The following is a 23,148-nucleotide window of genomic DNA, read 5'->3' on the forward strand; positions in this document are numbered from 1 at the left end:
CTTTAAAGATAAAGCTTATAGCGGAAGTTATTAGCTAAATCGGTAACCCAGATTCAACCCCCACCAACTGTCACTGGCTGGGCTGGACATGAGATAGGTGTTGTATTCCATCCTGGCGAACACGTTACCTTCAGAAGGCAAACTCATCTCAACACCTAAGCCCAAATGAGGTCTGAACTCACTATCACGGGATGACATTTGTCCAGGACTGAAGGTGCTAGTCATGTCCGATTTTCCAACATTGTAAGCGAGCCCCGTTTTAGCAAACGGGATGAAGTAGGGCGACATCTCCTTACTCCATACCGCATCAATGTGCGTGGAGTGATAAGTGACATTAACCTTATTTCGATAGGTAACCTTGTTGCCTTCAAACTCATAGAAACTCTCATCACCGCCATAGGCGTAAGAGGCTTCGAAGCCTAAGCTTTCACTGAGTTGATAGCCAGCCCCCAGAGTAAAACCGTTGCGATCACCGCCTTTGTATCCGCCGAAAAGATAAGTATCGTCTGACGTATCAGACGCAAAAGTGGGTGCGGATAATGCGACAACCAATGCGATAGTCATTTTCTTCATCGTAAAGCCTTTTGTTGCTGTTTATATAGGCTTCCTTGCAAAACGCTCCCTGTTTTAATCCATTGCTGATAGCCAGACTACTCCAAGAGAATGTAAACATTCCGTCGCAATAATACAGTGTTCGATTAGTGTTTCCATCAATGCATTCCTTAGAGCTGTAACAATGTGTGTAACGATGGGGCAAGCTAATAGACCGTAAAGGAAGGATTGGTTTCTGGAATCATTCAAAACCCGCGGAGCATCTATACCCAACCAACTACAGGTTGTTTGGGTATAGACATCAGAGCCCGCTTGATTGAATAGCTCATTGTTCACATTAGAAGTGTCAATCAAGTCAGCGCTATCCCACAGACATGCATGAGGTGTTATGCCTGTCGTTAGCGAACACGTCCCAGCTAAAACTGTTTTTCAGGGAGCGGGTCCAATAACCAAACCAACCTCGATCCGTTGAGTAATAGTGCCAGAGCCCCGGCCAGCCATAGTTGATGTGCATATCACCGAGTTGAGAGTGAAGATCTTTCAATTGACTGTCATTAGGCATTTTCCAGTTTTTGCGACCAGCAAATTCCAGACGATTGAGCCAGCTACACCAAGCATTTGATTCTTGATAATTCAAAGATATGAAGTTCCCCTGAGGGCCCCGATGACCCATTTCCCAATAGGTAGTGCCTGAGATAGGGAATTCGAAATCAATGACAGCCTGAGCACTGGGAGCTGACGTAAACCAGGTACCTTGTCCGGTTTCGGCAATTTTAACGCAGCCGCCGGCCGCATTAGCACTATCTCTATCGTTCGCAGCGTACTGGAACGGCTGGCTGAATTTATGGCCGCAAACTAATTCTTTACCCGTTAAAAATGCCTCGTTGCTGGATATGCCGTCCAGCTTGGCGGAAACCTTAATCGAGCCTTCATTGTAGAGGGTTGCCAATCCATTGCTATCGAGATCTCCAATGTTGCTATTGGAAGAATTCCATAATACCTGTTGGGTAATATCTTCCGTTGAGCCGTCGTCATAAGTACCCGTCGCTGTGAATTGAACCGTGCCAAAAAAAACAACGGATGAGTAGGGTGCGAGTTCAATTTTTGTCAGGCGTTTTGTCGGTGTAGCTTCAGCACTTTCAGTGGCGGTGTTGGCGCCCTCTATTGCTTCAACCAATGCAGCCACAAAAGCTTCTGATTCTGTTGTCACGTCCGGCAGGACTTCAATACTTGATGAGGTTTCAGAGCTACCAGCGTTGCTAGACGAGCTTTCAGTTGTCATGGACGCTGTCAACGTAGTGTCTTCTTCTACTAGCGCCTCGCTTTCTTCAACATTTTCCTTTGATTGGTCTGTCACTTCGGCCGTCGTGTGATTTGTCGATGTACCACTCCCAGCGTCTGTGTTTTCGTCAGTCGCTAAAGTAGATTTACTTTCTGTGTTTGTCGTTGTTGTGCTTTCGCCAGCTGCTTTTGTCTCTCTGGCTGCGTTCGTATCTGTGGTTGATGTTTCTGAGGTGCGCTTATCAGCATCAACAGAGCTTTCTGTTAGTGAAGCAGTCGAGATTGCTGAATCTGAGCTCGTTCCTTCCGTCGTTGTTTCAGCTTGGCCTGAAGCTTCACTGCCTGTCGATAGAGCAGTGTGGCTTTCACCAGTGGCGCTTTCTGACGTTCCGCTATCGGTAGCCGTCGATGGTGTGTCTTGTTCTGCGGTGCCATCGGCGTTTGCTATCTCAATCGTCGAACTCGGATCTGGAGTTTGTGTTTCTGGGGCACTCTCATCAGTATCAGCGGTGTTATCTGTTAGTGACACAGTTGACGTTAATGAATCTGAACTATTTCCTTGCGCCACCGTTTCAAGCTGACCTGAAGTTTCACTGCCTACTGTCGAGAGAGCTGTATCGCTTCCCACTTCCGCGCTTTCTGATGTTCCTTTACCAGCTTCTGTCGATACTGATTGTTGTTCTGAGGTGGTGCCAGTTTCTGAGGTTCCGGTGGCTTCTGTGGTCAAAGAGGCCTCTGACACCTGCGAGCTTGCTACTGGTTGCGTTTCATTCGCGTTGCCTGTCGTTCCTGCAGAAGTCGTTGTTTGTTTAATATCCGACGATCCAGCGTTTACCGACGCTGGGCCAACACTTGCTGCATCAGTGGTCTCATTGGAGGTTTTTTCTGTGTTAGTACTAGCGGTTTGTGTTGATGACACATTAGAGGGAGGTGGGGTGGATTCCGGCGAGTTGGATGATGCTGTGTTCGATGGATTGCTCGTGCCGGAGTTTGCTGGTCTGGACGCGCTTGTGACGTTTCCTGAGGAGCCTGAGAGATTGACGGTTTTGTTGGTACCTTTATCGTCGTCGTTATTGGTGGCTTGGGCTCCCAGAAATTGAAAGCCTTTAATACCTTCTTGGCTGCTTGGCGTTGTTGATTCGAGTGCGTTGGCTTGAGATGCATCCTTATTTTTACTGGTACTTTGATTCGTTGTGCCAGAGCCGCCATCACAACCCAGTAGCATAAAGGCCGTTACAAGTGGATAAGCAATACGCCATCTGAAGGTGTTCCAATTCTTCATTACAAACTCCTTATGGTGTGTTGTTCGGTAAACGCAATTAGGCACCGAAAAGTATGGAGTCTGATTTTTAAGTAAAACGAGAATATGCTATCAATCTAATTCATTTGATTCATATGCAATGCATTGGTGTTGGTTAATTTTACAGTTAAGTCAAAAAGGCCCTGAATATCAGGGCCTATTGTTATCTAAGCTTTCACCGATTCAAGCTGACTTGGCTTTTTGGAAAAATGGCGAAGCCATTTCAGCATCGGTCTTTCCAGACCGTAATAGGTCAATGAAGAGAGGGCGATCATCACTACTGCAAAGCCGACCATTGCGCCTATCAATGCGCTTGCAGAGGTTTGCGCATACCACCAGTTTGTAATGTCGGGATTGATGTAGTGAATAGCATCCACACCGACCAACAATACCACTGCGTGCCATAGGTAAACGGAATATGAAATGTCACCCAGAAAGCGCGTCGCACGGTTATCAAACACCGCCAGAAACAGTGAGCGACGTTCTACCTGATTCGCACCAAACAAGACCAGCACAGCGAACAGCAGATAGACGATCATCGCTTGCTGCACAGCCGCGCCTTGGTGAAGTAAATAGAGAATCCCAGCCACAATCGCAAACATCGTGATGTCGTTATTGGCAAAGCGCTTAACCACGCTTGGCAACACAATCAGGCTCATCCACATTCCAATCGAGAAGCCGCATAAAGCGCGGAATAGGGCGTTCAACCCGTTAGTCAGGTCAACCGTTCCCAACTGGCTAGCCATGCTGAAAAACACCAGTATCATCAACAAAGGTAACCAGAACCCACGCTTTGCACTCTTACCCAACATCGCCGCAATCAGCGGGAACAAAATATAGCTCAGCCATTCCACACTGAGCGACCAGGCAGGAAAGTTCCAGGTCAGCGAGCTGTGGGTCGAAATCCCTTGCACCAAAAACAGGTTTGCAAGCAGGGCGTCTCCGCGGTTAAACGGTCCTTCAAACGCCGAAATCCCATTGATTCCCCAAGCGCCCAATAACGGGCCACCATAGAAGCTCACGTTATTTACGTGCTTAAACGACTCCCACAACACCAGAACCAGCACGGTCGCCAGAAACAGCGGATAAATTCTGCTGAAACGCAGCCATATAAAGCTGCGCCAGTTTCCTTGGGTTGTGCCGCCGTCGAAATAGTTTCGGTAAACGTGCATCATCACAAAGCCACTCAGGATGAAAAACAAATCCACCCAGATAAATCCGACTTCAAGAAATTGAGTGCTGCTGGCAATCGAGCCCCGCCATTGTGGAAACAACACCAAACGGGCATGAAAAAACGCGACAATCAAGGCGGCAAAGCCCCGCATCGACGTCAAAGTAGGCAATTCCTGACGCATAAAAGAGTCCTTTTAATCATTAGAACTTGGGCAATAAAAAAATGGATGAAATGGATTTAGAAGGCCGCCAGACGAGGCTTAAAGGGAAGGGCACGTAACAACAGTAAACGGGTCTCATGCGATGACAGAAATGTTATTTGGTGGGTTTGTGATTGATGATGAAGTGGCCGTTGATTTTGGAAGAGAACGACCCTCCAACTTACGGATTGAGCGCGAGAATAACAAAGGTGTTGTGCAGCAAAGAGGCGATAAGGCAAACCTAGGGAAAACGAAGCACGTCGTTTAATAACGTGCTTCGGCAGAGTTTATTGAACAGGCATCATGGGATATTGAGGATCCACCACTTTTACAAAATAGATTCTGACAATTCTATTTCAAGGCTCTCAACCTACGGACATTGGAGGTGAGGTGTAGCCACGTCAACCAAGTCTCTCACGGTGAAAACACGTAAGTAAACAGAGCGGTCAGGCCACGGCGCGCAAGTGAAAAATGACCGTAAATATTTGCGACCACCATGCGCAAGAAACTGAGCGCAGCAGGTAAGCAAGGCGAAAAGTCCCGCAAGCAGAGAAAGCTGATTTAGTTAGCGCCTAGTTAAATGATAAAAAGCCCGTAATTGCGGACTTTTGTTGATTCCCAATACCATAACGCATCTGGCACAATATGCATCTGTATGTATTTCATTGAGTTGTGAATGATTAGAGTGCTTAGGCGACGATTTAGGAGAAAGGTCGTCTTACTTGTTAGGGATGACAAACTAAAAAAAGCTGCTTTTCTTTTATCTTGGCCGTGGTTCCTTAGTGCAGCAGTGCTCACTTTTAGTCTTTTAAATTTCTTATCAAAAAATAGCATTGAAGATGGAATTTTATTTTGGACTTCCATACTAACAATTATAGCTAAGATGGCTTACACACCATTAAATTTCCTTAGTAATGTTGAAACTTGTCGTGATGTGAAGTTAAAGCAAGAATGGGTAGAAACAAGAAGGGAAAGCAAAGGGAATACCAATGAAAATTAACTTAAAGATTATATTTATATAGATTGCTTTCCTATTACCTTTAGCATTATAAGCCCGCAATCGCGGGCTTTTTTATTACTTTATCTTATCCGGTTCGGCACCCAAGGCGCGTGGGCTGTGCGTTTGGGACCACGATACACAGTCACGGGTGCACGGGCTGGCCGCATGGGTGCCGAAGAGATACGCCCAAATTTTTCCCTGAGCGCGTAATACTCAGACTTCCATATAGGGAACGTCACGAGCTCATAGGGATGAAATTCACGGCCATCAGGGGTAATGAGCACGGCGCGGTCTTTATTAACTTAACCGTCCCAGTTTATGTCGTTGGGCAAATAGCCACGGGATTGGGCGACGTGACGAAAACAGAGAGACATTTGAGGAAACGCAGAATCAATTTTGTCAGAATGATGCCAACCAAGAGTGACATAGAAAGCTGACAGTCATGATTCGATATGAGCAAACTGAAGCTCAATCTGGGACTATGTTGGGTTGTTAAATCTCAACCTTTTAATACGCATTATGTATATTATGTTAAATATGATATGCAGCTACGCCAAATCTGACTCTCCTACGTCTGTCATTCCCACTTTCTTCAAAGATTTCAGTCTATTGAACGTAATTATCTATTTACCATAAAATAGATAATTACCAATTCTCTAAGACGCTCATATTGGATCATTCTGTTCCAACAGAGTTCTTCTAGCTTTGGTGAATTATCCGGACAGCCACTAGGATTTGCTTTTGGTCATTACCCTGAATACAGTCTGGTAGATTGCATAGTATCTGGCTTCTTTTTCAGCCTCTAAGACTGCTTTTTCAAACATTTCATTTAGGGTTCCCATTTCCACGATAACACCCTTATCTATCAACAATATAGATAAGAAAAGCTTAGTTCGCCTCCCTGGCTTTCAATGACTATATTGTTGGAATCCTTACCGCAAAGTCAGCTTCCAAACTGGAATCTTTCTTTCCAATTCAATTCGCTTTCATTCCTAATAAATCATCTAGGATTGGGAAATAATTCATATTAAAACAATAAGATAGATTTTTTGGCAGGCTCTGTGCTAAGTATCCCTAACCTTTGCTGTAATTAAGGGATATCCATGCACATTACCCTGCGCCAACTTCATATCTTTCAGTGTGTCGCGACGCAACTCAGTTTTACTAAGGCGGCTGAACAGTTGTTTCTCACTCAGCCGGCGGTATCCATGCAGGTTCGTCAACTGGAAGAGAACGTTGGCCTTCCTCTGTTTGAAATGCTGGGAAAGTCTTTGTATCTCACATCTGCCGGCGATGAAATGTTGTTCCACTGCAACCGAATTCTGCAAAACTTCAGCGATGCAAAACAGGCTATTGATAATCTTAAGACTCTGAAGTCAGGGAAGTTACGGATATCGGTAGCCAGTACGGCTAACTATTTTTCAGCCAATCTGTTGGCGGCTTTCTTAAAGCAAAATCCGAACGTACATGTTTCCCTTAACGTGACTAACCGCGAACAACTGCTGAAAGATTTAAAGAGTAACGACTGTGATTTGCTGATTATGGGAAAGCCACCCACGGACATTGATGTCCAGGCAAAACCTTTTATGGGTAACCCTTTAGTGGTTATTGCCCCTCCTGATCATCCGCTAGGGCTTGAAAAAGGAATTCCTTTAGATCGTATTGCCGAGGAATCGATGGTAATTAGGGAGCTGGGTTCTGGTACACGATTCGCGATTGAACGCTTCTTTCACGTCAACAAACTGGCTTTGAATGTGGGTGCAGAAATGAGTGCGACGGAAGCAATAAAACAAGCCGTATCTGCGGGTCTATATCTTGGTATTGTTTCCCGTCATTCAATAGAACAAGAGTTAGAAACTGGTAGATTGATAGAGCTAGATGTAAGGGGAATGCCAATTACACGCCATTGGTACCTTGTTCATCGTAAAGATAAAAAACTCACGCCAATTGCCCAGTCATTCAGGGATTTTCTGTTTGAACAGACTGCTGTTCAGTCGATAGCGGCAGAAGAACTGTAAACTTAGCGCCACCTTCAGCAATGTTCTCCACGTTTAATTCACCTTCATGTTCAGAGATGATGCGGTAACTGATCGCGAGTCCAAGCCCACTGCCCTCGCCGACTTCTTTTGTGGTGAAGAAAGGATCGAAGATCTTGCTGATTGTTGACTCCTCCAAGCCAGTGCCATTGTCTGAAACACAGAGCCAGGCCTGGCTTTTGTTTTGACCAATTCCGATTCGCACATTGGGCTGCTCGGCATTTCTGCAGGCATGAAGTGCATTGTTGAGAAGATTAACGATAACCTGCACCAACTGGCCTTTGTGACCCCAAACCATCACGCTGTTGGAAGAGTCAATCTGGATCGTTTGTCTGTAGTCGTAGTTAGCAGATACCCATTTAACGGATAGAGCAACAATATCTCGCAAATCTACTGAAGACTTTTTGGCTTGTTCAGCAGAGGAGTCCCGAAGTGCTTCCACAATCCCACCTACCCGCCCCGCAGCTTCAAGCACATCTTCGACGGTAGGCTTTAGATCTTTGGTTACCGCATCAATCCGTAAAGAATCTCGCAGGTCTGAAAGGTCTTGCTCATCATTTGCATGCACCGCTTGTAGATACGTTTGTAGTCGCTCTGCATTGCGCTTTAACACGTGAGCATTGCCAATGATAAAACTGATGGGGTTGTTGATCTCATGGGCGACGCCCGCCACCAATTGACCCAGAGAGGCGAGCTTTTCAGCCTGTACCAATTGTTGCTGAGACGCTTTTAATTGCTCCAGGGTTTCTGCCAGCTCGCTATTACGGCTTTCAAGTGTTTGCTGGCTTTGTTGAAGCGCGATTTCTCGATCACGAAGCTCTGAAATGTCAGTCGCTGTCAGTAAGATACCCTGCAGTTTGCCCTGATGACTGTAGAATCGCTCCCCCTTCACTAAGTAGATTGCTTGTGTTGGTTTACCGTTACTTTTGTACAGTGCAGTTTCAATCTCTAGATGACTAAATTGGGTAATGTATGAAACCACCACTGAACCGTGATATTGGTGAACGGCTTTACTCATGCTTGAGAGCGTTTCTCTTTGAAACAGCATGTCGACATGCAGCTGTGGCAGTTCCTCTTCTGTCCATCGTAAATCTTGCGAAAATACTCGGTTTGCCTGTGTTACTTGTCCATCAATGCCCACGACTATTAAAACGCTATTCATGGCGTCATTGATACTGCGAATGTACGCATTCAATTCGAGCAATTGCTTATTCTTTTTTTTGAGCGCATTGCGTTGGGACTCGACTTCCAGAAGGATGTCATCCATCGCGTGTGTTGCTGCTAGAAGTTGCTGTTCCCTCGCCTCTGCAGCGGCATATAGCGCGTCAATTTCTTTTCGAAGCTGTTCATTTTCTGCATTGGTAGAAAGGGAGTTTTGTTTTTCGTTTCTCGCAGTGAGCTTTCGAGAAGGCATCGTCATGAGGACAATTCCTGCACATTCTGGTTCACCAGCGCATGGAGTCCGGCATATTCAACCAATGTGTCGACTACCGCTTCTAAGGCATCCAGCAGGGCGATAGAAAGCTGGGGCTCGAAGCGTTGAATTCGTTCGGGTTGTATAGCCAAAATATCAATCTTTGGCTTGGGTTGAGAGACTGCCTCTACGGCTTGGAGCAGGTACCCAACACCGCCCATGTGATCATCATGTTCAGTTGCGTAGATCTCACTACGCTTAACAAACCGAAAGCTGCCTGGCGACAATGCTAAGTCTGCGGCGTCTACGACCAGCACCTTCGAGCAGTTCTCGAACAACGGCATGGCGTTTAACCCCGCAATACCCACATCAAACACTTCGACACATTCAGGAAGTGCCGAGGCTTTTAACCTTGAAGCGATCGCGGAGCCAATACCATCATCGCAGTGCAAAGTGTTACCGAAACAGAGGATTCTGAGTACTTGCATGGCTAAACTCCAAAACGTTTTCTTTTCCCTGTGGGCAGCATATGTACGGTGCAGACTAGACAGGGGTCATGAGAACGGATGACGTGTCCTACCATAAGAGGGTTCTCCACATCTTCGACAGGTAAACCAATCACGCTTTGCTCCCAATGACCGTGTTGACCATGGGAATCCCGTGGAGAAGCATTCCATGCGGTCGGGGTGATGATCTGATATCTGTCTATTACGCCATCTTTAATGCTGATCCAATGCCCCAGTCCACCCCTTGCGGCCTGAATCATGCCAAAACCTTTACCGTCGATTTCATCTTCAGGATTGGGTGGAAGGAAGAAATCTCCATTGACGTTCTGGCTGAGCGCTTCAACGGTTTGTTTCATTTGTATGAGGCTGTACCCGATTCGACGAAGCCTTGAAAATTGTCGAAGCCAGGTGGAAGCGCCCTCTTTCTGGTGAAACGCTGCTACCAAAGGATCGCCGCCGATAATCAGCTCTGCCATCGGACCGGTTTGCATGACATTACCGTTATACCTTGGTGCTTTCGCCCATGTGTATCGGTCAGATTCGCTTTGATAATCCGGTATGGTTTCTCCTTTGTGCGGGTGCCTTCCACCCTGATATTGGCGGAACCATGAATAGCGGACGTGTTCTTCAATCAGTGATTGGTCCAAAGGTTGGATTTCACCGCTTGCTGCATCATAAACGCCGGAGCTCATCGCATAATTTCCGGGATTGAGCGGGTCACTGACAGCACCGAAACTCAGCATATTTCCGGTGCCAAAACCGGTGTTGTGCAAACCAATAGAGCGCGAAAAGCGGGTGAAAAGCCCCAGCGCACTTTGAGATCTGCTCTGATTGTTATCCAAAGATGCGAGAAATGTGTCGGCTGAGCTTTCTGCCATCCAGTTTTCCAGCGAATCACCAATGACTGCGCTTTCGTACCAGCGTATGAGCTTATTAATAATGTCGCGGGATTCGATGACTTTCCGGATGCTGGGTTTACCCACCACGCCGCCAGGTAACATGTAAGAAGAATGCGGCCACTGGCCGCCGAAAAGCGCGATGATGCCAACCGCATCTCGGCTTTGTTCCAGTGCGCCGAGATGGTGCCTGCCTTTGAAAGGCTCAAAGGCAGTCATGATGTCTTGATATAAAGGATGAGAGCGGTAAGCATCGTGACAGAAATCGACCAGAAACATCAGAAAACTCTGGCGGATGTCATTTTGAATCCCCTCTGTCAGTAGGCAAAGGTTACGAATGTAGGTGGCATTTGGTGGCACTTTAACATTCCAGATCTGCTCCAGCGCCAACGTTGCAGCGTATAAATGGGCGGTGCCACAAATGCCGCAGACACGTGGCGTAATCACTGCCGCATCTCTTGGTGTCCGCCCTATCATGATTTGCTCAAAGCCACGGTACATCACACCAATGCAGCGGGCATCGATCACTTTGCCATCTTCGACATCCAGTTCGAATTCCAAATCCCCTTCGACACGATTCAGGTCGATGTTGAGTGTCTTCTGCACCATCACGGCTCCATCTTGCGCTTTTTCACACGCTCAGGCGCTGCCGCTTTGGCGAGATTTTTGTAGGCAATGTAGTTAGCCCGCTCAACGCCAACAGGTAGTTTGGATGGAATTGGCCCCAGCTTTTCAGTATTGAACAGGCTTTCATCTTCGGGAAAGCTCGGCGAGGTACAGCCAAAACAGGGAACACCAACACGGGTTTTACTGCTTCTACCGTTCCAAAGATCGGTGTTACAGGTCGCTTGGGTAAATGGCCCTTTGCAGCCCAGGTTGAAGAACATGCAGCCATTGGTGCCGAATTCGGATTCTTCGACATCGTATTCGTGGTACTCGTTTCTGGTACAACCTTGGTGTACTAACGAGCTGAAAAACTCCTTCGGACGATTCAATTCGTCTAATTGCAAAATGAATCCACTGGCGATCATTGCCAGCGTTTTTGTCATGGTATTGGGATGAACTGGACATCCGCCAAGGTTGATAACCGGGTAACCCGCCCCGCTTCGCCATTCTTGCGGTAACAACCCTCCCGGCGTGTCTTTTTCCATTTGCAATCCGAGGCAATCTGAAGGGTTCGGAGGCGCAGCATGCACGCCTCCGTAAGCTGCACAGGTTCCTATCGCCACCACATACCGCGCTTTGTCCGCCAGTTTTAATACCCAATCTTTCTTGGCCGTTTTACGGAACACATCAAACATGCCCGTACCATTGGGTGCCGTGATTATGCTGCCTTCAATACAGAGGATGTCGAGCTTCAAGGAACCTTCGATGATTTGATTCATCATATCGAGAAGATTGCCCGAGCTCTCAACAGATAATGATGGCTGCCAGAGTAGCTCGATGGGATAGTCGTTGAGGAGGTCTGAAAACGAAGGACGATCTGCGCTTAGCAGCGCCATGGTGTCACCACCGCAACTGCCCGTTTGAAACCACAACAATTTCATCTTGTCTTTTGCCATGACTGCTTCCTTGCAAAAAACCTTTAATGATTATGGTCTAAGCTCTCTGCTCAACGGTGTTTCCAGAAAGAGACACTGCCGCTGCTATTAAAGCCTGACCGAATGCCAGTCCACCATCATTCGCGGGAACCTGTTGGTGAATCAATACCTCGACGCCTTGCTGTTTGAGGCGAATAACGGTTTGTTCAAGCAACAATTTGTTTTGGAAAACACCCCCACTGAGCGCCACTTTTGCGGGGAAGTCGAGTGATTGACTCAAACGGACAACCATCTTAGAAATTGCCTCTGCAAGGCCGAGGTGAAACTTCATTGCAATCGTGCTTAGCGCGGCACCTGATAATAGATCCTCAAGTAAAATCGCCCACATCGGTGACGGGTCCATTTGCGTTGATGAGCCACATAGGATGTTGAATGGGTACCCAGCCTGTTCACTCAATGTGCTTTGATTCGCCAGAGCTTCAAGCTCTATCGCTGCTTGTCCTTCATAGCTTTGCTGATGAATACAAACTGACAGCGCAGCAGATACTGCATCGAACAAGCGCCCAGTTGAAGTTGAACGTGGCGAATTTAGCCCATTGTCGATCATGGCCGTGAGGGTGTTTATGTCTTTGCCATCGATGTTTAGCTGAGCGAACAAGGCGCTTTTCTGTTCCTCATCGACGTTTGATTTGTTTAACCAGGCAACCAGATTTCTCCAGGGCTGGATAATCGCTTGGTTGCCGCCGGGAAGTGAGACTGGGAGAAGATGGCCAATGCGCTCGAAACCAAGGTAGTCAGCAAGAAGAAACTCACCACCCCAGAACGTCCCGTCGCTGCCAAAGCCCAACCCATCTAACACCACCCCAAGCACCTTTTCATGATCTATTGGTAGATTGTTCTCTCCCATGCAGGCGGCGATATGGGCATGGTGATGCTGAACCTCGACAAGTGCTTTTGTATCAAAGGTGGATTTGGCGAATTTCGTGGCAATGTATTCGGGGTGGCAATCGACCGCGATACGTTCAGGTTTAAATCGATACAATGACTGGTAATGAGCTAACGTATATTGAAAGTCATCCCACACCTTCAGACTTTCTAAATCCCCGATGTATTGGCTGAGAATGGCGCCATGCCCTGATAGCAGGCAAAAGGCGTTTTTCACTTCACCGCCAAGGGCAAGCACTTGGGGCGCTTGATCAAACCCCTTTGGTAAAGGAATGGGACTGGGTGCCAACCCTCTTGCACGGCGAATTACCTGAAGTCCTAATTCGGTTTGCCTTAACACAGAATCATCAGCGCGGATGACGATATCTCGATTGTGGACCAACCAGAAATCGGCAATACCTTCGAGCTCCGAAAACGCTTCATCATTACCTGTGCACTGCGGATTACCGCTCAAGTTAGCAGACGTCATGACCAATGGGATATCAGCATCCCGGCAGAGCAAAAGATGCAAAGGCGTTGATGGCAACATGACGCCCAATTCCGCCAAATCAGGGGCAACATAAGGTGATATTTCAGGGCCAATACTTTCATGGTGTGACGTTGTCACATTACGTAAGGGCATGATAACTACTGGGCTGGCGGCACTCCTCAGCGATTGCGCTCCCTCTTCCGATGCAAGGCAATGCGTCATGACTTGTTCCATGTCCCTCATCATCACCGCAAAGGGTTTTGCCGGTCTTTTCTTACGGCGTCTAAGCTCAGACACGGCATCATTGTTTGTGGCATCACACGCCAAATGAAAACCGCCCAACCCTTTTACCGCAATAATCTTTCCTTGCTTGAGCAAACTGGCTGCCACTTCAATGGCATCGGTAGCCCCAATTGAATCCGGTTCTATCTTTCGTTGGTTTTCATCAAATAACCGAAGCGTAGGACCGCAATCGGCACAGGCAACAGGCTGGGCATGAAAACGTCGATTGGCTGGGTTTTGATATTCCTGCTCACAAGCATCACAAAGTGGGAATGTCGCCATGCTTGTTTTTGGGCGATCGTAAGGCAGTGCTTTGGTAATGGTCAGTCTGGGGCCGCAATGAGTGCAATTAGTAAAGGGGTAACGGTATCGACGGCTGCTTGGATCCAGTGTCTCTTCGATACATTGCGGACAAACTGCAGCATCAACCGGAATGCCGGCGCTTATCTGAGCAGATTCATGGCTTTCGACAATTTCAAAGCTATCTGGAGGCGGGGATGTTAGCGAGGCTGAATCAATATCTACTGACGTGATGGTCGCAAGCGGTGGGCACTCAAGCTCTAAGGCGCGAACAAACTTTATGGCGAGCGTTTCGTCACACCATAGTTCGACAATCACGCCTTCGCCATCATTGAGTACATGCCCCTGTAGCGATAAACCGCGTGCTACCCGCCAGACGGTAGGCCTGAAGCCTACCCCCTGAACAACGCCGCGGATCCTGATCCGAAACCCAGTCATAAATTCCTATGACATAAGTAACTGATACACGCCGCTAAGCGTAACCAAACCGCCTGAAACCGGCATCACAAGCTTATTCGCGAATGATCGACTCTCCGCTCCAGCAATCAGCAGGTTTGCAACTGTATATCCGACAAAAATCAGTGAAGCGGACGCAAACAGGAAGCCGGCAAAGTAAGATGCTACATCCGCTGAATATGGCATTTCAACACCGTGCGCAGCACCATGAAAGAGAGCAAAACTCGCTGTCATTGGCAGCGTGATACCCAAAGGCAGACGTTTTCCAGCCACCAGCAGAATGCCGAGAAGAATGACGGAAATGGCGATCCCCATTTCCACCAGCGGTAAAGCAAAATTAGAAAAAGCCAGTGCAGCGCCAAAGGCCATCATGGCGAGAAAAACGGAAGGGATCATTGAACCGCTGTGTTTTATTCCTTCGCTTTTAAGCATAAAAGCCCAAATACCAATAGCAGCCATGGCAATAACATGGTCAGCGCCCATCAGCGGATGGCCGAAGCCAGCAAGAAAACCACTAACGTCATGGCCGGTATGGGCAAACGTGGTTAGCGGTGCAGATCCAATCAGAATTGTGGCGAGTTTGAGTCCATTACGTTTCATCTTCATCCTTCCTATTTCGTTTGAAATGATTTTCACAGTCAGCAAATACGTGGCAGTTGGTCTCCTGTCAGCATGTCTATCATTCGCTCACTGCCAAAAGAGGTTCTCATTGATACGCCAGCGCGTGGCCTGATATCCGTCAGTGGTGCAACGCGACCAATGATCGCCGAACGCTCGGCACCGGGAAGTTTCCTCAGTGCTTCAACGGCTTGCTCTGCGTGGTTATCAGGAACAATGGCCAGAAACTTACCTTCATTGGCGAGATAAAGCGGATCGAGCCCCAACAATTCACAGACACCACGAACTTCATCTCTTACAGGTATGGCGGATTGATCCAGTATGATCCTGACACCACTGCTTTCGGCGAATTCATTCAATACCGTCGCTATACCGCCTCTAGTTGCATCACGCAGGCAGTGAACCTCATTGGCTTCCATCAAGGTGCAAACCTCTTTGTAAAGGGAGCGACAATCTGATTGAACGCGGGCTTCCAATCCCAAATCACCGCGGCTTGCCATCACAGTCGCACCATGGTCACCAACCCACCCATTTACGATAACCACGTCACCAGGTTGAGCCTGTGAAACACGAAAATCTGTCCCTTGGGGAATCACTCCGACACCTGCCGTGTTGATAAACAGTTTGTCAGCTGCGCCTTTGTGAACCACTTTGGTGTCACCGGAAACAATCGCAATACCCGCCTCGTCCGCCGCTTTTTTCATGCTGGCGAGAATGCGCCGTAAAGTGTCGAGCGGAAGTCCTTCTTCAATAATTAAACCGCAGGTTAGATACAGAGGTTTTGCGCCACTCATGGCGAGATCATTGACTGTGCCATTCACCGCCAAAGAGCCAATATCTCCGCCCGGAAATTCCAGCGGGTCAACGACGAAGGAGTCAGTCGTCATGGCCAACCGGTCTCCCAATTGGGTTAGCACATTAAGGTCTAGGCGCGCCTGATCTTCCAGCGGCGCAAGATGAAGGTTCGAAAAAGCCGCAACGATTTCTTTTTCAACCAATTCCCGCATCGCTATCCCGCCGCTACCGTGAGCAAGCGTGATGCGTTCAATATGTTCTTGTTGTTGGCTTTGCTGCTGTTGTAAGGCCATCACTTCTCTCCTTATAAGACAATCAAGCCATAGGCGTGGTATCAACAACAGCGATACGTCCCTGACCTTTATCAGGCGCGCGGAAACCGTGGTTGTAATACGCTGAGCAAGCACCTTCTGTCGATACCATCAGAGCTCCGAGCGGCGATTGCGGCGTACAGGACTTGCCATACATTTGGCACTGCCAAGGACGAATCAAACCTTTAAGCACTTCGCCACATTGGCATGTGTCGGGGTCGTTAGAAGATTGACGTGATACCACAAACTTTTGCTCGGCATCCCATGCTGCGTATTCGGGACGGAGACGTACACCTGCATCACCAATTTCTCCAAAACCACGTAGTTCGGTAACAGGATGCGTGTCGTAGACCCTTTGAATGGCAGCCAAACCGGGATCGTTGCCTTTGTTTTCCACAACGCGACGATATTGGTTTTCTACTTCGCAGCGTTGTTCGGCAATTTGGGTTACCAACATCAGGATGGACTGAAGAATATCAAGTGGCTCAAAGCCAGTTATCACAATAGGCTTCTGATATTGGTCGACGACAAAGTCAAAAGGATCTTTCCCGATCACCATGCTCACGTGACCCGGCGCGAGGAAACCATCCAGATTCAGATCCGGCTCATTTAAAATCGCATCTATCGTAGGTGCGGTCGTAATGTGATTGCAGAACAGGGAGAAATTCGTCAGCCCTTCTTTTTCCGCCTGAAGGACGGTCAAGGCCGTGCTAGGCATAGTGGTTTCAAAACCTAGCGCAAAGAAAACCACTTCCTTGTCGGGATATTGTCTGGCCAGTTCCAGAGCGTCCAAAGGCGAATACACCATTCGGATATCACTGCCACAGGCTTTGGCATCTAGTAGACTGCCATTGAGTCCAGGCACACGCATTGCGTCACCAAAGGTGGTGAATATGACATCTGGATTAGCTGCAATCTCTATACAGTCATCGACACGTCCCATAGGAAGAACACACACCGGACAACCCGGTCCATGAACCATTTCAATGCGATCTGACAGCAGGTTCTCAATGCCGTACTTAAACAGTGTGTGAGTGTGTCCGCCACAGAACTCCATTAATTGAAGTGGACGCATTGGTTTACCGCGTTGTTGCTCAATCACGTCCAATTGCACATTGATCGTATCAACGATGCCTTTAACCACATCAGGGTTACGAAACTCATCAACGTACTTCATGACCATTTTCCCCCTGTTCTTCCTGAGCCGTTGATTGCGCTATGGCATCCAACTCTTCCTGAAGTTCTCCAATCTCTGCGAGCAGCGTGAGGGTTTTCTCTGCTTCTTCACTGTCGATTTTGCTCATGGCAAAACCCACGTGAACCAAGACCCACTCGCCAATCGTTTCGTGTGGATTTTCGCCGCTCAGCACGCAGGCAATGTTCACAGGCCTTCGTACGCCGGAAATTTCTACAGTCGCAATACAATTGGCTTCATCTTGAATACCAATAATTTGTCCAGGAATTCCAAGGCACATCTGCCCTCTCCTTGTGGTTGGGTCAAGTCAGCTATGAATGGTTAAGCTTGTCTTGGTCGAGCCCATAACGTTCTAGCTTGGCGCGAAGTCCGACCCGGGAAAGCCCAAGCTCCAGTGCCGCTTTACTTTTGTTCCAACGGTGTCTTATGAGGGTCTCTTTTAGGATCCGCGCTTCGAGTATCTCTACTCTCTGTTTCAGACTGCCGTCATCCAGTTCATCGAACATCTCAGGCAATGTGTCATCAAAATTTTCCATACAAGCGCCTTTCAGCACCTTGGGAGACAGCAAATCAGCACCGAGCTGGGCGGAATCTGCCATCACCAACATTCGTCTCACTTCGTTTTCGAGCTCTCTGACATTCCCTGGCCAGTGATAAGCTGACATGCAATTCAGCGCTTCCTGAGTAAAACCTTCGACGGTCTTGCCATAGGCAACCATATGGCTTTGCAGAATGCTTTTGGCGATAACAGCAATATCCATACTCCGGTCACGAAGTGGAGGAATGTGCAAAGGCACTGCGGCAAGCCGATAGAAAAGATCTTCACGAAAGCGTCCTTCCCGGACTTCTTCTTCAAGATTGCGGTTGGTTGCTGAAATAACACGGACATTCACTTTGCGGCTCCGGTTACTGCCAAGCGGCCTCATCTCGCCTTCTTGTAAGAACCTGAGTAACTTGACTTGAAACTCCAGCGAAGTATCTCCAATTTCATCGAGAAATACGGTGCCACCGTCTGCTTGCTCTAAAAGGCCAATCCGCTCTGACGTTGCGCCGGTAAACGCGCCCCGTGTATGCCCGAACAGTTCGCTCTCCAAAAGCTGAACAGGCATCGCGCCACAATTTTCGGTCACAAAAGGCTTATCCGCCCGATGGCTTGAATAGTGGATCGCGCGTGTGATTAATTCTTTACCCGTTCCGGACTCACCCGTCACTAACACAGGAATATCAAAAGGCGCAATACGGGCGACATGCTCACAAATTCCTTTCATTGGGCTTTGTTCAGCACACACAATATTGTCGAAATGATGACGGTTTTTCAGTTCTGCGCGTTTACGTTTGAGTTGGTCATCCACTTGGGGAGCTGTCACTTTAAGCTCTACATTCAGAAGCTCATTTTCTCGTTGCAGTGCATGAAGCCTGACCGCGTTTTGTAGTGTGAGAATCAGGTGCTCGGGCTGCCACGGCTTGGGAATGAAGTTATATATGCCTGCTTCATTAATGCCTTTGATAAGGTCTTGTGGGTCGGTATAGGCAGAAATAATGATGCGGATTACATCAGGCCATTGCTGGCGGACTTTGGTAAGAAACTCTGTACCCGTGATGTCCGGCATCCGTTGATCGGAAACCACGACTTGTACCGGGATCTCCGAAAGGACTCTCTCTGCATCCGCGACATTCTCTGCGGTCAGAACAGTGAAGTCTTCTTCAAGTATCCTTCGCATGGCCTGCAATGACATTGGCTCATCATCGACCACTAGAACGATGGGTAATCTGGAACTTTGCATGACGACTACACCAAACCCTTAGTTACCGCTAGCCGAACCAAGCTGCTTTTCCAGCGCTTCAATTTGGTGTAGAAGCTTTGTTTTCTGCTTATTTAATACTTCTGCTTTTTGTTCTTTCAGCCAATCAAACCAAAGCTCAATGCCTTCGTTTGACGTCGCAGAGAGTTCGATGATTGTGGCATTAGGGTTGACTTGAAGAATGTATTCCCGGCAACGGTCCAGATTAAATTGCACGTAAGGCAATAAGTCGATTTTGTTTAAGATAACCAGTTCCGCTGCGGCGAACATATCGGGATACTTAAGGGGTTTATCTTCCCCTTCGGTTACGGAAAGAATCGCGACCTTACAATGCTCACCGAGATCAAACGCTGCCGGACAAACTAAGTTGCCGACATTTTCAATAAACAGAAGGGTTTGCGGTTCCAGTTTTAAGTCATGAGCGGCGTGTCCCACCATGTGTGCGTCAAGATGACATCCCTTACCAGTATTCACCTGAATCGCTGGGACGGAGGTTTCACGAATACGCTCTGCATCATTGGTGGTTTGCTGGTCGCCTTCAATCACGGCTAACGGCATTAACGCTTTCAATTGATTGAGTGTGTTGACCAATAATGTCGTTTTACCAGAGCCAGGACTGGACACTAAATTCAGTACTAACTGTCCGTTTGCGAAAAATTGAGCGCGATTTTCGTCAGCATAGTGATCGTTTTGGGCCAGAACATTTTGTTCAATGCTCACCAAACGAGTCTGACTCATGCCCGGTACGTGTGCACCGGCTGGCCCATCTCCATAGTGATGATCATGCTGTGCCACGTGATCGTGTTCATGGTGATGATTTTCAATACTGCTGTCTCCACAGCCACAGACCGTACACATTACTCGACCTCCACATTGGCTATACGCATTTCATCACCTGCAGACAGTGTGAGACCATGACGTCCACATTGCTGACAAGGGGAATAGCGCTCCTGCATTTCTGATGCGCTTTGGCATGATTCACACCATCCTTGTCCTGAGACCAAGGTGACTTCCATATCGGCGTCTTCCGCTAACGTTCCAAGCGCGACAATTGGAAAACAAAAACGAAGTGCTTCAACTTCCACTCCCGAAAACAGACCTATTTCTAAACGCAAGATTTTCACGCGTGAAAAGTCATGAAGCTCAGCTTGGGATTTCAACGTCGTGACGATGCTTTCGCAGATGGATAGTTCGTGCATGTCGCGGTTCCTTCGCTAAATTCGTTATAGGGTGTGGGTATATGAGGTAACAGAGCACGGACCGTGCCAAACAACGGGAGTATGAGGAAATCTACCTCTGAGGCCAGTGCTGGCGCGCCTCAAAATTAACCACAATGAAACTAGGTATAAACGAAGATTTAACCAAATGCGTAATCAGTGAAAGGTTACTTTCCGTTATTCTCAATAGCTGGAAACTTTCTAATCAGTACGCGGTTCTGTTAAATGGACAGTCCAAAAGAAAGTGATAAGCAAAAAAATCCCCTCTTCGACAAAGCTTGGAGGGGAAAATAGACCGTAAAAGTAAAAGTAAAAGTAAAATAAGCCTATCGTTGTTTAGAAACGACCTTTTCCTCCTGTTGCAATGTAATCTGCTAATTCAGCCTGCTGCTGACCAATCGCTGTTACGGTATGATGAACACGCTTCACCACCGCTCGCATAAAATCAAACACCAACTTGGGATGCGTCGTAATAAGCGGATCAATATCTTCACGGTTGAAGCAGAGCACACTGGCTGCGCCTAACGCCTGGACTGAGATACTTCTTGGCTCGCCATCAATAAAACTCAGCTCTCCAATCAAATCGCCTTGATGCAGTGTATGGAGCAAGCTCGTCTTTCCCGTGCTTTTATTCTCACGACAGAATGCCAATCGCCCTGACGTCACAATGTAAAAGCTATTTGCGACATCTCCGGTGCGATAGAGAAAATCACCATCATCCAGCGTTATTTCCGTGGCAGCTTGTTGGGCAAGAATGCCAGCGCCAGATTCACCGATGTATTGCCCAATCGGCGCCTCCAGTATCAAGCGAGCGACGTTTTCTTCTTTGGGTATGTTCATGTTGGTATCCTTGTGCATTCGACAGTTGGGGTGATCGTCGATTCGAAAGATTTTTGCGGTACGGCGTTATCATCCGCGCTTACAACACCATCAAGGCACTCAAAAATGCCTTGAGAAACGACAGCGGCGAATGCACTCTTTAGATTGTCACTAGCCTCAGGGGTTAACCCTAACGAAAGCTCCCAACGGCTACCTTTGACTGTTAGCAACCAGACATCAGGAAAGACCTGATAACACTGATGGCACATAGCCACGATGGATTGCACAGAGATGGCGTGGGAAGTGAAAGTATCATCCAACTGAGGCTTCACACGCTTCATCTCATAGTGTGACGTTGTCACCTCTTTAGTGGCATCCACAAATAAAATGCGCTTATGGCGACGCAATAAATCCACATCTTCAAAGAAGAGTTGATAGTGGCGAACCAACTTGGCACTGGTCTCCCCCAAGGACTCGATTGCGTCGATGAATGCCCAGCCTAGGCCGTCGTCTTGCCTGCCCACATTGCCAATACCGTAGATCAGATCAAAATCGCTCAAGTGAATCGGGTTATCTGAATTTTTCATCGATCAGTCGTCCTTTCGCATCTAGCAAAGAGATTTGTAGCGGCATCTGTCCCATCGCATGCGTGGCACAACTCAGGCATGGGTCATACGCGCGGATCCCGACTTCTATGGCGTTCATCATCCCTTCAGTGATTTCTGCCTTACCTGAAATCCAGTCCTGTGCCACAGACTGCACTGTGCGGTTAATCACTTTGTTGTTCTGGGTGGTAGAAACAATCAGGTTGGCGAAGGTCATGTTGCCTGCTTCATCTGCCCGATAATGGTGGAGTAATGTTCCACGTGGTGCTTCGACAACGCCCACTCCCTCTCCGGTCCACGCACCTTTAGTTGGTGTAATGATGAGGCTTTCACCTTGAAGATCTGGATCATTCAGTAGCTCTTTAATCAGTTCTGCAGAATGCAGAATCTCAATTGCACGCGCCCAGTTGGTATGAAGTGTCATGTTGTTCGCTTTGCCTTTGGTGTAGTCATGGAAGCGTTCCAAGGCTTCCTGGGCCAGTGGCGTGTTATAGCGTCGCGTGACATTAAGACGAGCCAATGGCCCAACGCGGACAGAGCCCGCTTCCCTACCCAGCGCTTTAAGGTAAGGAAACTTCATATAACTCCAGGACTCAGTCGCTTCGGAAAAGTGGTCGAGGTAGTCGTGGTAATCAGTTTCTAACACTACTTCCTTATTTTCGTTAACGACGCGCATCTTACCGTGGTAGTAATCAACATCGCCGTTTTCATCGACCAGACACATGTCCAGTGCGTTAACGACACCGAAGTTATCTATCTCATCGCGGTGCTTTTCGTGGTAGCCGTAGAACAATCTGAGGGCATCCTGCGCGTAGTCGATCACCTCATCTATCGACAGAAGATCTTCATTACCTTTCAGGAATTTGTCTCGCTCAGCAATGCTTAAGTTATTGTTAACACCACCCGGAATGGAGCTGATACCGTGCATGCGTTTGCCGAGGACAGAAACAATCAGTTCTTGCCCCCATTTACGCAGTTGGATCACGCGCTTTACCAGCTCGGGATTCGCTTCAGCGAGGCCAATCGCGTTACGTTTTTCCGGTGCAGACTCGATACCAAACACCATTTCCGGGGCGATCAGATAAAAATAGGCAGTGACGTGAGACTGAAGCTGTTGTGCATAGTGACCTAGGCGGCGGATTTTCTCAGGCGTAGGCAGCATCTGTATGCCGTCTTTCAGTCCAACGCCAACCATGTCATCCAACGCTTTTGCGCCACATAGATGATGGCTGACAAAGCAAATCCCGCAGATACGTTGCAACAGCATTGGCGCTTCCCAGTATGGGTGCCCTTGGATAAAGCGCTCAAAACCGCGGAACTCGATAACTTGTAATCTGGCGTCGGTGACCTTGTTGTTATCATCTAACTGCAAGGTGACTTTGCCGTGACCTTCTATCCGTGTAACCGGATCAATGACCAGTGTCTTGCTCATTAT

At 47.9% G+C, this 23,148-nt stretch carries 21 protein-coding genes; 3 read left to right on the forward strand and 18 right to left on the reverse strand.

Going from position 1 to position 23,148, the window contains the following annotated elements; all coding sequences use genetic code 11:
• Nucleotides 1–30: 30 nt before the first annotated feature.
• The 3 genes from GCE9029_RS05335 to GCE9029_RS05345 form a co-directional block, all read right to left on the reverse strand.
• Nucleotides 31–573 carry a porin family protein gene (locus GCE9029_RS05335; RefSeq protein WP_062661469.1) on the reverse strand — a complete coding sequence of 181 codons (543 nt, stop codon included), beginning with the start codon at nucleotides 571–573 and terminating at the stop codon, nucleotides 31–33.
• A 340-nt stretch (nucleotides 574–913) separates the two neighbouring features.
• Nucleotides 914–3,115, reverse strand: a complete 2,202-nt coding sequence (locus tag GCE9029_RS05340; protein ID WP_062661471.1) for a hypothetical protein — start codon at nucleotides 3,113–3,115, stop codon at nucleotides 914–916.
• A 185-nt stretch (nucleotides 3,116–3,300) separates the two neighbouring features.
• Complete coding sequence (locus GCE9029_RS05345; protein WP_062661473.1) at nucleotides 3,301–4,488, reverse strand: acyltransferase family protein; 1,188 nt, start codon at nucleotides 4,486–4,488, stop codon at nucleotides 3,301–3,303.
• Between the two features lie 121 nt (nucleotides 4,489–4,609).
• On the opposite strand from GCE9029_RS05345, the gene GCE9029_RS26290 reads away from it, so the two are divergent.
• The 3 genes from GCE9029_RS26290 (at nucleotide 4,610) to GCE9029_RS05360 (ending at nucleotide 7,524) form a co-directional block, all read left to right on the forward strand.
• A complete protein-coding gene (locus GCE9029_RS26290; protein WP_157487772.1) occupies nucleotides 4,610–4,774 on the forward strand; it encodes a hypothetical protein in 165 nt (54 codons plus the stop codon).
• A 408-nt stretch (nucleotides 4,775–5,182) separates the two neighbouring features.
• Complete coding sequence (locus tag GCE9029_RS05350) at nucleotides 5,183–5,506, forward strand: hypothetical protein (RefSeq protein WP_062661475.1); 324 nt, start codon at nucleotides 5,183–5,185, stop codon at nucleotides 5,504–5,506.
• Nucleotides 5,507–6,609: 1,103 nt separating this feature from the next.
• Nucleotides 6,610–7,524 carry a LysR family transcriptional regulator gene (locus GCE9029_RS05360; protein ID WP_062661479.1) on the forward strand — a complete coding sequence of 305 codons (915 nt, stop codon included), beginning with the start codon at nucleotides 6,610–6,612 and terminating at the stop codon, nucleotides 7,522–7,524.
• On the opposite strand, the gene GCE9029_RS05365 is transcribed toward GCE9029_RS05360, so the two are convergent.
• The 15 genes from GCE9029_RS05365 to GCE9029_RS05435 form a co-directional block, all read right to left on the reverse strand.
• Nucleotides 7,466–8,962 (reverse strand): sensor histidine kinase, encoded by a 1,497-nt coding sequence (locus GCE9029_RS05365; protein WP_062661481.1) that lies wholly within the window; start codon nucleotides 8,960–8,962, stop codon nucleotides 7,466–7,468. The genes GCE9029_RS05360 and GCE9029_RS05365 overlap by 59 nt on opposite strands.
• The gene (locus GCE9029_RS05370; protein WP_062661483.1) at nucleotides 8,959–9,444 is read right to left on the reverse strand and encodes a hydrogenase maturation protease; all 486 of its coding nucleotides are present in this window, start codon (nucleotides 9,442–9,444) and stop codon (nucleotides 8,959–8,961) included. Before GCE9029_RS05370 ends, GCE9029_RS05365 begins: the two co-directional genes overlap by 4 nt.
• A 2-nt stretch (nucleotides 9,445–9,446) precedes the next feature.
• Entirely contained in the window at nucleotides 9,447–10,967 is a 1,521-nt protein-coding gene (locus GCE9029_RS05375; RefSeq protein ID WP_062661485.1) for a nickel-dependent hydrogenase large subunit, read from the reverse strand.
• Nucleotides 10,967–11,920 carry an NADH-quinone oxidoreductase subunit B family protein gene (locus GCE9029_RS05380; RefSeq protein ID WP_062661487.1) on the reverse strand — a complete coding sequence of 318 codons (954 nt, stop codon included), beginning with the start codon at nucleotides 11,918–11,920 and terminating at the stop codon, nucleotides 10,967–10,969. Before GCE9029_RS05380 ends, GCE9029_RS05375 begins: the two co-directional genes overlap by 1 nt.
• A 37-nt stretch (nucleotides 11,921–11,957) precedes the next feature.
• On the reverse strand, nucleotides 11,958–14,333 hold the full coding sequence (gene hypF, locus GCE9029_RS05385) for a carbamoyltransferase HypF (RefSeq protein ID WP_062661489.1): 2,376 nt from the start codon (nucleotides 14,331–14,333) through the stop codon (nucleotides 11,958–11,960).
• Between the two features lie 6 nt (nucleotides 14,334–14,339).
• A complete protein-coding gene (locus GCE9029_RS05390; RefSeq protein ID WP_062661492.1) occupies nucleotides 14,340–14,951 on the reverse strand; it encodes a HupE/UreJ family protein in 612 nt (203 codons plus the stop codon).
• 38 nt (nucleotides 14,952–14,989) lie between these two features.
• On the reverse strand, nucleotides 14,990–16,057 hold the full coding sequence (gene hypE, locus GCE9029_RS05395; RefSeq protein WP_062661493.1) for a hydrogenase expression/formation protein HypE: 1,068 nt from the start codon (nucleotides 16,055–16,057) through the stop codon (nucleotides 14,990–14,992).
• Nucleotides 16,058–16,079: 22 nt separating this feature from the next.
• Nucleotides 16,080–17,252 carry a hydrogenase formation protein HypD gene (gene hypD / locus GCE9029_RS05400; RefSeq protein WP_062663135.1) on the reverse strand — a complete coding sequence of 391 codons (1,173 nt, stop codon included), beginning with the start codon at nucleotides 17,250–17,252 and terminating at the stop codon, nucleotides 16,080–16,082.
• Nucleotides 17,239–17,550 (reverse strand): HypC/HybG/HupF family hydrogenase formation chaperone, encoded by a 312-nt coding sequence (locus GCE9029_RS05405; protein WP_062661495.1) that lies wholly within the window; start codon nucleotides 17,548–17,550, stop codon nucleotides 17,239–17,241. The genes hypD and GCE9029_RS05405 overlap by 14 nt, the downstream gene beginning before the upstream one ends.
• Nucleotides 17,551–17,581: 31 nt before the next feature.
• A complete protein-coding gene (locus GCE9029_RS05410; protein ID WP_062661497.1) occupies nucleotides 17,582–19,054 on the reverse strand; it encodes a sigma-54-dependent transcriptional regulator in 1,473 nt (490 codons plus the stop codon).
• A gap of 18 nt (nucleotides 19,055–19,072) precedes the next feature.
• Nucleotides 19,073–19,930: a hydrogenase nickel incorporation protein HypB gene (gene hypB / locus GCE9029_RS05415; RefSeq protein WP_062661499.1), complete on the reverse strand. Its 858-nt coding sequence runs from the start codon at nucleotides 19,928–19,930 to the stop codon at nucleotides 19,073–19,075.
• Entirely contained in the window at nucleotides 19,930–20,271 is a 342-nt protein-coding gene (gene hypA, locus GCE9029_RS05420; RefSeq protein WP_062661502.1) for a hydrogenase maturation nickel metallochaperone HypA, read from the reverse strand. The genes hypB and hypA overlap by 1 nt, the downstream gene beginning before the upstream one ends.
• Nucleotides 20,272–20,625: 354 nt before the next feature.
• Nucleotides 20,626–21,129 carry a Crp/Fnr family transcriptional regulator gene (locus tag GCE9029_RS05425; protein ID WP_062661504.1) on the reverse strand — a complete coding sequence of 168 codons (504 nt, stop codon included), beginning with the start codon at nucleotides 21,127–21,129 and terminating at the stop codon, nucleotides 20,626–20,628.
• Nucleotides 21,126–21,695 carry a hydrogenase maturation protease gene (locus tag GCE9029_RS05430; RefSeq protein WP_062661506.1) on the reverse strand — a complete coding sequence of 190 codons (570 nt, stop codon included), beginning with the start codon at nucleotides 21,693–21,695 and terminating at the stop codon, nucleotides 21,126–21,128. The genes GCE9029_RS05425 and GCE9029_RS05430 overlap by 4 nt, the downstream gene beginning before the upstream one ends.
• Complete coding sequence (locus GCE9029_RS05435; protein ID WP_062661508.1) at nucleotides 21,679–23,145, reverse strand: Ni/Fe hydrogenase subunit alpha; 1,467 nt, start codon at nucleotides 23,143–23,145, stop codon at nucleotides 21,679–21,681. The genes GCE9029_RS05430 and GCE9029_RS05435 overlap by 17 nt, the downstream gene beginning before the upstream one ends.
• Nucleotides 23,146–23,148 lie beyond the last annotated feature (3 nt).

The organism is Grimontia celer (assembly GCF_900055185.1).
GTDB classification, from domain to species: domain Bacteria; phylum Pseudomonadota; class Gammaproteobacteria; order Enterobacterales; family Vibrionaceae; genus Enterovibrio; species Enterovibrio celer.

Coding starts and splice junctions, on each gene's coding strand:
- GCE9029_RS05335 (WP_062661469.1), bottom strand. CDS start 573: ATGAAGAAAATGACTATCGCATTGGTTGTCGCATTATCCGCACCCACT.
- GCE9029_RS05340 (WP_062661471.1), bottom strand. CDS start 3,115: ATGAAGAATTGGAACACCTTCAGATGGCGTATTGCTTATCCACTTGTA.
- GCE9029_RS05345 (WP_062661473.1), bottom strand. CDS start 4,488: ATGCGTCAGGAATTGCCTACTTTGACGTCGATGCGGGGCTTTGCCGCC.
- GCE9029_RS26290 (WP_157487772.1), top strand. CDS start 4,610: ATGACAGAAATGTTATTTGGTGGGTTTGTGATTGATGATGAAGTGGCC.
- GCE9029_RS05350 (WP_062661475.1), top strand. CDS start 5,183: ATGATTAGAGTGCTTAGGCGACGATTTAGGAGAAAGGTCGTCTTACTT.
- GCE9029_RS05360 (WP_062661479.1), top strand. CDS start 6,610: ATGCACATTACCCTGCGCCAACTTCATATCTTTCAGTGTGTCGCGACG.
- GCE9029_RS05365 (WP_062661481.1), bottom strand. CDS start 8,962: ATGACGATGCCTTCTCGAAAGCTCACTGCGAGAAACGAAAAACAAAAC.
- GCE9029_RS05370 (WP_062661483.1), bottom strand. CDS start 9,444: ATGCAAGTACTCAGAATCCTCTGTTTCGGTAACACTTTGCACTGCGAT.
- GCE9029_RS05375 (WP_062661485.1), bottom strand. CDS start 10,967: ATGGTGCAGAAGACACTCAACATCGACCTGAATCGTGTCGAAGGGGAT.
- GCE9029_RS05380 (WP_062661487.1), bottom strand. CDS start 11,920: ATGGCAAAAGACAAGATGAAATTGTTGTGGTTTCAAACGGGCAGTTGC.
- hypF (WP_062661489.1), bottom strand. CDS start 14,333: ATGACTGGGTTTCGGATCAGGATCCGCGGCGTTGTTCAGGGGGTAGGC.
- GCE9029_RS05390 (WP_062661492.1), bottom strand. CDS start 14,951: ATGAAACGTAATGGACTCAAACTCGCCACAATTCTGATTGGATCTGCA.
- hypE (WP_062661493.1), bottom strand. CDS start 16,057: ATGGCCTTACAACAGCAGCAAAGCCAACAACAAGAACATATTGAACGC.
- hypD (WP_062663135.1), bottom strand. CDS start 17,252: ATGAAGTACGTTGATGAGTTTCGTAACCCTGATGTGGTTAAAGGCATC.
- GCE9029_RS05405 (WP_062661495.1), bottom strand. CDS start 17,550: ATGTGCCTTGGAATTCCTGGACAAATTATTGGTATTCAAGATGAAGCC.
- GCE9029_RS05410 (WP_062661497.1), bottom strand. CDS start 19,054: ATGCAAAGTTCCAGATTACCCATCGTTCTAGTGGTCGATGATGAGCCA.
- hypB (WP_062661499.1), bottom strand. CDS start 19,930: ATGTGTACGGTCTGTGGCTGTGGAGACAGCAGTATTGAAAATCATCAC.
- hypA (WP_062661502.1), bottom strand. CDS start 20,271: ATGCACGAACTATCCATCTGCGAAAGCATCGTCACGACGTTGAAATCC.
- GCE9029_RS05425 (WP_062661504.1), bottom strand. CDS start 21,129: ATGAACATACCCAAAGAAGAAAACGTCGCTCGCTTGATACTGGAGGCG.
- GCE9029_RS05430 (WP_062661506.1), bottom strand. CDS start 21,695: ATGAAAAATTCAGATAACCCGATTCACTTGAGCGATTTTGATCTGATC.
- GCE9029_RS05435 (WP_062661508.1), bottom strand. CDS start 23,145: ATGAGCAAGACACTGGTCATTGATCCGGTTACACGGATAGAAGGTCAC.